This is a genomic window from Bacteroides sp. AF25-5LB (assembly GCF_003602965.1).
GTDB classification, from domain to species: Bacteria; Bacteroidota; Bacteroidia; order Bacteroidales; family Bacteroidaceae; genus Bacteroides; species Bacteroides uniformis.
The window spans coordinates 500,771-506,770 of sequence record NZ_QTMC01000001.1 but is presented as its reverse complement, the minus strand read 5'-3'; the positions used below and the strand labels follow the sequence as shown (position 1 = coordinate 506,770).

The following is a 6,000-nucleotide window of genomic DNA, read 5'->3' as shown; positions in this document are numbered from 1 at the left end:
TTTTGTTGCTCAGGTACTTAAAAAAAATATTTTATAATAGTGTTGCGGAATTAAGGTTAATTAAAAAAGCTGTCGGCACAAGGCTCTACTCTATGGCCAACAGCTTTAATCACAGTAAACTTAAAAAACGTATCACTATGATGTTAAAAGAAAAATCAAGTCCGTGGGCACGTTTGAAGTATCTTTATGTACTTCCGGTAGCTGCTATTGCAGTAACAGCTTTTGCCCGTCCCGAAGTCTCCAATAAAGTGGAGGAGATTTCAAGCGTCAAAGTTAACGATTTGGCTGCAATTGTAGAAACAAAAATGACGGAAAGTGTAGGAGACACAATGAAACCTGCTGATGTGAAGTATGTACCGACGGAAGTCCGCAAGCAGTTGAAGGGGACTCCGGTCTTTGAAGTGGTAGAGGAGATGCCGGAATTTCCTGGAGGTGGAATGAGTGCTCTTATGAGTTATCTGAAAGACAATATGCGCTATCCGGCATCTGCCAAAGAGAAAGGTACGCAAGGGCGTGTGACTGTCCAATTTGTGGTGGATAAAGATGGAAGTATCAAGGAACCGAAACTTCTCCGTTCTGTAGATAAGGATATGGATGCTGAAGCGTTGCGTTTGATAAGTAATATGCCGAAGTGGAAACCAGGGAGACAGAAGGGGCAGCCGGTGGCGGTGAAATATACGGTTCCGGTGATGTTCAGTTTGGATGATGACAAACTTGAGAAAACTTCTTCTGCCAATGGTATTACAGTTGAAGGATATGCAGGTAATGGGAAAGAACCACTGTATATTGTGGATGGAAAAGAGGTGACACCATCTGTCATGAGTGCATTGGATCCTGATAAGATAGAGCGTGTAACGGTTTTGAAAGATAAATCTGCCACGGAATTATATGGAGAAAAGGGAAAGAATGGTGTTCTTTTGATAACCCTGAAACAAGGAACTCCAGGTATAGTTATCCGTCGGGATAAAGAGGTGACAGAGAACGCTAAAGTACAGCATAACGGTAGTCTTGATTTAACGAAGACTATTTATATTGATGGAGAAAAGGTTGATTTGGGTACTAAAACTATCGATGATTTAATACCTGCGGAGAATATTGAGAGCATTGAGGTGAAGAAAGAGGCAGGTGGAAAAGGTGAGATTTACATTGCTACTAAAAAAACTAAAGCTGTAGAAAAGACTTCCGTTCAAGGTAATATGAAAGTGGAAGGCAAAGTGGTGGATGAGCAGGGCGAGCCTATTATTGGTGCGGCTGTTCTGATAGAAGGTACCACTACGGGAAGCGTTACCGATGTCAATGGTAATTTTGTCCTTTCTGTTCCTTCTAAGGATGCTGTATTGGTTGCTTCGTATATAGGCATGGCTACCAGCAAAGTGAAGGCGCAATCCAAGCTTACGATTACACTAAAAAATGAATAGTCTCTAACAACTATGACAAGTAAAATTCTTTCTTTGTTTCTAATTCTGATAGCTGTGGGGGCAGGACTTTGCTCTGCCCAGACAGCAGGTAAGAAATATTATTTAGTGGATGGCCTTTTCTTCGAAGGCATGCCACCTTGTGTGGATTCGGATAATGTAGCAGCCTACGTTATACATAAGGACGGCGTGGGACACGAGGTTACAGAACTTCGTTTGTGCAGGGATTTTGTGCTGCCTGAAGATGTGAGAAAATACGCTACTCCTGCTGAAGAGGTGTCTGGTGCGGAAGCCTTTTTGATGAGTTATCGTGGAGGGATAGGGCAGAAGCTCCCGATAGTCTCTGTCGTACGGACTCTGAAGACAGAGGAATGGATAGGTAAACCCTTTCCAGAGTTCAAAGTAAAAGATACCGCAGGGAAGGAGTGGACTAATACCGATGTAGTGGGCCGTCCTATGGTCTTGAACTTCTGGTATACCGGCTGTGGCCCTTGTATCCGTGAAATGCCGGAGCTGAACAAATGGATGGAAGTCTATCCTGATGTAACCTATCTTGCTACGACTTTTGACAGTGCTGCACAAATAAAGAAAATTGTAGAGAGCCGTCCTTTTCTCTTTACCCAGATAGCCGATGACTTGTTTTTCTTCGAGACCTTTCATGTGAGCGGTATGCCGGTCACTATACTGGTGGATAAGAAAGGTATTATCCGCCATATAGAACAAGGTACTGGAACTGCGAAACTTCGGTATATGCAGGATAAGTTGCAGAAACTTGTCAGCGAATAATTCTTTCTTGATGAATAGGGGATAAGGATTTCAGAGGATTTCTTTTGCTCTTTCACAGATTATCATACCTTTGCGAATATAAATCTAAGGAAGGGGAAGGTTATGATAAAACATCTTTTTTTAATATTGGGACTGCTTGCTGCGCTCACTCTTGCCGAGCCGGTTCTGGCTTGTACATCTGCCGTCGTTTCCGGAAAGGTTACTCTTGACGGCCGTCCGTTGCTATGGAAAAACCGTGATACGGACTATCTGCGAAATCATGTAGCTTATGTGAAAGGTGAGAAGTATGACTTCATTGCCGATGTGAATAGTGACAATTTCCCTGATTTGAAGGAGGCATGGGTCGGTACCAATTCCGCCGGCTTTGCCTTGATGAACACCCAATCCTACAATCTGGTGGAAGTGAAAGATGGGGAAGAACGGGGTGCCGCCAACGGGAGGATTATCTACCGTGCTTTGGAGGTTTGTGCCACGGTGGAGGACTTCTGCCATTTTCTTGATACCATCACCAAGCCCAGCCTGATAGAAGCCAATTTTGGCGTGATTGATGCCAAAGGCGGTGCCGCCATGTTTGAGGTGGATTACTATAAATATACGATGTATGATGCCAATGATCCGAAAGATGCTCCTTACGGTTACATTGCCCGTACGAACTTTTCTTTTGCCGGTGAGGTGAACCGGGGAGCGGGTTATGTACGCTATATGGAGGCAGACCGGGTATTGATGAAGGCTTCTGCAACGGGTGGGGTGACACCTCAGGGTATCTTCAATGACCTTTCACGTTCGTTCCGCAATTGCATGCTCGATATTGATTTGAGGAGCGGGAAGTTTAATCGCCCGCAAGGTTCCGGTTGGTTTGTCGACCAGGATTTTATTCCCCGTAACAGCACTTCTTGTTCCATTGTGGTGCAGGGCGTAAAACCGGGTGAGAAGGCGGAACTTACTACGATGTGGACAATGCTGGGATATTCTCCTACGGGCATTGCCGTGCCACTTTGGGTGAAGGATGCGGATAAATTTCTGCCTTCGATGGTATGTTGGGACAAGGCGTGTGCTGCCGCTCCGCTCAGTGATTGGTCACTCCGGCTTTCCAATAATGTCTTCTGTTACAATCAGGGGATGGGAACCAATCGTTATCTGAATTGGGAAAAACTGTACAATATGGAGAATAACGGCTATATGCAACAGCTTGTTCCGGTGGAGGCGGAGGTGTTTCGCCGTACATGCCCATTGTTGGACAGTTGGAGACAGCAAGGAAGCATTGATTCTCAAGAAATGCAGAAGCTTTATCAAGATGTGGAAGCACTTGTCCGAAAGGCTTATACGCCTTTGATGGAGCAATGACAGTATTCCAGTATTTCTCTTTCCTGCTCAGGGTGGAACCAGCGGATTTCCTCGTCCCGTTTGAACCAGGTCATTTGCTTACGGGAATAGATGCGTGAGTTCTGCTTTATCTTCTCAATGGCAAAGGGTAATGTCCATTCGCCGTCCAGGTACTTGAATATTTCTTTGTAGCCTACTGTATTTAGGGAATTTAGACTTTTATGCGGATAGACCATGCGCGCTTCTTCCACCAAACCCTCTTCCACCATTTGGTCCACCCGGCAGTTGATGCGTTCATAAAGCTCTTCCCGGTCACGCGTTAATCCTATTTTGATAATACGGAAGGGGCGTTCTTTCTTTTGTTGGGTGCGGAAGGAAGTGTAGGTCTTGCCCGTCATATAGCAGATTTCCAAAGCATGGACTACGCGTTTTGGGTTTTTCAAATCTACTATTTTGTAATATTCCGGGTCCAACAGCTTAAGTTCCGCACAAAGTCTTTCCAGACCTTCTGTTTCGTATTTGTACAGCATGAGTTGGCGTGTATCGGCATCTACGGTCGGAATGTCGTCAATGCCTTTACAGACTGCATCTACATACATCATTGAGCCTCCGGTCAGCAGTATGGTGTTATGCTTTGTAAACAAGTCTTCCAGCAGCTTCATTACTTCCGCTTCGTATTGGGCGGCACTGTAATAGTCTGTCAGCTTCAGGGTACCGACGAAGTGATGCTGTACCCGTTGCAGCTGCTCCGGTGTAGGGGCAGCCGTGCCTATCTTTAAATCTGCATAGAGTTGTCTCGAATCGGCCGAGACGATACAAGTATGGAAATGTTCTGCCAATCGGAGGCTTAATTCTGTTTTGCCTACTCCGGTGGGGCCGATAAGTACGATTAGGGTGTGCATGCGGGTATAAAATTTAGGCGCGAACCATAACAATCCGCGCCTTTCTGAAGGGGAATAATGTCTGTTTAATATTTCTCTTCTTCGAAGGAGTTCCCGGCTTCGTCCAAACCGCCGAAACCCTCTTTGTCGAAATCTTCCATATCGAAGTCTTGGTCGCCGTAAAAGTTTTCGTCCAAGTCCAGGGAGCCGCCGGCAGCTGCCATTTCTTCAAAGTCAACGGTCTGCTTGGGAGCTTCACCCGCTTTCTTGGTGCATTTGGCGCCTTTCATTTCTTTTCCGGTAATGATTTCAGAAAGCTCGATGAAGAAGCAGCGTTCAGTCATATAATCGAATACATAGAGAAGTTTCTGCTTCTCGTCTTCAACCAGTTCGCTCAGCTGGGTCTCTTTCATCACCCAACTGTCCATTTCCGGATTGTCGTCCATTTCTTCCAGCGTAATTTCCTTTTCTTTTTCCCAGTCATCATCGCAAATGAAGAAAGAAGTCATCTGGTCGTTGGTGTAGCCTGCCGACTTTAGAATCGCCTCATGGAAGTCATAAAAGGTAGCTTCCGGGTCTATCTGTATTTCTCTGACAAAATCGTCCACCTCATCAGAGATGATTGTAAATCTGTAGATCATGATGATTTATAATTTATGATTTCTGACTTCTGATTTTGTGTAAATCATACGTTTTTCATTTTCCTGCGGGGATAATGCCGCGGGCTGATTCACGTATAAAGTTTACGATATAGCTTATTTCCGGTGTCATTTCCATTTCATCCTCGATTTTCTTCAAGGCATCCGTATTGTTCAGGCCGCCTTGATAGATGATGCGATAGGCATCATGGATTTTCTCGATGGTCTCGTTGGAGAAGCCGCGTCGGCGTAACCCTACCACATTGATTCCCGCATAGCAGATAGGCTCGCGTCCGGCAATGATGTACGGCGGGATGTCCTTGCTGAAACGGCAGCCGCCCTGTATCATGCCGTAACCACCTACATGGCAGAATTGGTGCATCAGTACATTGGCGCTGATGATGGAATAATCGTCGATGACAATTTCACCCGCCATTTTTGTAGAGTTGCCAATGATACAGCCGTTGCCTATTAGGGCATCATGCGCCACGTGTACACTTTCCATCAAGAGATTGTTGTTGCCGACAATGGTTCTGCCTTTGGCAGCTGTACCGCGGTTGACAGTTACGTTTTCACGTATGATATTGTTGTCTCCGATTTCAGCAGTGCTTTCCTCCCCTCTGAACTTTAAATCCTGGGGAATGGCACCGATAACGGCTCCCGGGAAAATGGTGTTTCCATTGCCGATGCGTGCACCGTACAGAATGTTGGCGTTTGCCATAATCTTGTTGTTATCACCGATTACCACATTCTTGTCAATGAAAACAAAAGGAGCAATTTCTACGTTTTCTCCGATTTTAGCTTCGGGATGAATATACGCTAAGGGACTTATCATATTATTTACGATTTAGCTATTTACAATTTACGATTGAGATTACTTGCGATTTACTGTATATACGATTTTACCCGAAGGTGATAATTCTTATGGGTAATATGAATCGTAAATCGTAAATCTTC

General features: G+C 45.0%; 6 protein-coding genes. 3 read left to right on the top strand and 3 right to left on the bottom strand.

Features of this window, described 5'->3' with window-relative positions; all coding sequences use genetic code 11:
- The 3 genes from DWY57_RS02150 to DWY57_RS02140 all read left to right on the top strand — a co-directional run.
- A partial coding sequence (locus tag DWY57_RS02150; protein WP_119961262.1) for an energy transducer TonB occupies window positions 1-1,418 on the top strand: 1,418 nt, incomplete at its 5' end.
- A 12-nt stretch (window positions 1,419-1,430) separates the two neighbouring features.
- On the top strand, window positions 1,431-2,201 hold the full coding sequence (locus tag DWY57_RS02145; protein WP_117599414.1) for a TlpA disulfide reductase family protein: 771 nt from the start codon (window positions 1,431-1,433) through the stop codon (window positions 2,199-2,201).
- A gap of 102 nt (window positions 2,202-2,303) precedes the next feature.
- Window positions 2,304-3,545, top strand: coding sequence for a hypothetical protein (locus tag DWY57_RS02140; RefSeq protein ID WP_117599415.1), 1,242 nt, complete (start codon window positions 2,304-2,306; stop codon window positions 3,543-3,545).
- Here the strand turns inward: DWY57_RS02140 and miaA are convergent.
- From miaA to lpxA, 3 genes are all read right to left on the bottom strand, one after another.
- Entirely contained in the window at window positions 3,521-4,426 is a 906-nt protein-coding gene (miaA, locus tag DWY57_RS02135) for a tRNA (adenosine(37)-N6)-dimethylallyltransferase MiaA (protein ID WP_117599416.1), read from the bottom strand. The two genes, DWY57_RS02140 and miaA, sit on opposite strands and share 25 nt — an antisense overlap.
- A gap of 65 nt (window positions 4,427-4,491) precedes the next feature.
- Window positions 4,492-5,046, bottom strand: coding sequence for a hypothetical protein (locus DWY57_RS02130; RefSeq protein ID WP_057282010.1), 555 nt, complete (start codon window positions 5,044-5,046; stop codon window positions 4,492-4,494).
- A 55-nt stretch (window positions 5,047-5,101) separates the two neighbouring features.
- Complete coding sequence (lpxA, locus tag DWY57_RS02125) at window positions 5,102-5,878, bottom strand: acyl-ACP--UDP-N-acetylglucosamine O-acyltransferase (RefSeq protein ID WP_009037103.1); 777 nt, start codon at window positions 5,876-5,878, stop codon at window positions 5,102-5,104.
- Window positions 5,879-6,000: the final 122 nt, after the last annotated feature.